Origin of the sequence: Vibrio sp. Vb0598, assembly GCF_033338935.1 — a bacterium.
Classification (GTDB): Bacteria; Pseudomonadota; Gammaproteobacteria; order Enterobacterales; family Vibrionaceae; genus Vibrio; species Vibrio alginolyticus.
Genome location: NZ_JAWOTP010000189.1, coordinates 1 through 1,204 on the forward strand (window position 1 = coordinate 1; position 1,204 = coordinate 1,204).

Genomic DNA, 1,204 nt, shown 5'->3' on the forward strand with positions numbered 1-1,204 from the left:
TCGTACTATGGTGCTGCTTAAGCTCGAAGCGGTTGGCCTGCGCGGAGCCGCGCAATTAATGCCAAGTGAGCTTTCGGGCGGTATGGCTAGGCGTGCCGCATTGGCTCGTGCCATCGCACTTGACCCTGATTTAATCATGTTCGATGAACCATTTGTGGGACAAGATCCAATTACCATGGGTGTTTTGGTTGAGTTGATCAAAGACTTAAACCAAGCTCTAGGCCTTACGTCTATTGTGGTATCACACGATGTACCGGAGGTCATGAGTATTGCTGATTGGGTTTACCTACTAGCAGATGGCAAGATCATCGCGTTTGGCACGCCAGAGGAGTTGAGTCAAAACCCAGACCCGCGAGTGCAGCAGTTCTTACAAGGTGATGCAGATGGCCCAGTGCCGTTTCGTTTTCCTGCGCAAAGTATCGAAAAGGATCTATTTGATGGTCGCTAGCTTTATTCAATTTGTCGCTTCATTAGGAAGACGCACGCTCGCCATCTGTGAAGCTTTTGGCCGTGCAACCTTGATGCTTGTTGGCGCTATCTTCTCTAAGCCTCAACCCTCTAAAAGTTTTCCTCTACTCATCAAACAGTTGTATTCCGTTGGCGTGCAATCACTGGCTATTATCGTCGTATCTGGTTTGTTTATCGGCATGGTTCTTAGCTTGCAAGGCTATGTAGTGCTGGTGGATTACGGCGCGGAAGGCAGTCTTGGTCAGATGGTCGCGTTGTCACTACTGCGTGAACTTGGGCCGGTGGTTACTGCGCTTCTTTTCGCTGGACGTGCAGGCTCTGCGCTGACGGCAGAAATTGGTTTGATGAAAGCTACTGAGCAGCTTTCAAGCTTAGAAATGATGGCAGTTGACCCACTGAAACGAGTGATTGCACCACGTTTTTGGGCTGGGGCTATCTCAATGCCACTACTTGCGATGATCTTCATGGCTGTTGGCATCTGGGGGGCACAGCTCGTCGGGGTGGATTGGAAAGGTGTGGATCACGGCAGCTTTTGGGCAGCCATGCAATCTTCTGTTGAGTTGGGACAAGATATCGGCAACAGCATGATCAAATGCTTTGTGTTTGCCATTACGGTAACTTGGATTGCTCTATTTAATGGCTACGATGCGATTCCTACCTCGGAAGGGATCAGCCGAGCAACTACGCGCACTGTTGTGCATTCTTCTTTAGCAGTACTAGGATTAGACTTTGTACT

General features: G+C 49.4%; 2 protein-coding genes. Both read left to right on the top strand.

From position 1 onward, the window contains the following. Positions 1-448 (top strand): ATP-binding cassette domain-containing protein (locus R7Q38_RS23980; RefSeq protein WP_318114558.1); only part of this gene is annotated, 448 nt, incomplete at its 5' end. Then, positions 438-1,204: lipid asymmetry maintenance ABC transporter permease subunit MlaE (gene mlaE / locus R7Q38_RS23985; RefSeq protein WP_318114559.1), on the top strand; the 767-nt coding region annotated here is incomplete at its 3' end. The genes R7Q38_RS23980 and mlaE, both read left to right, overlap by 11 nt.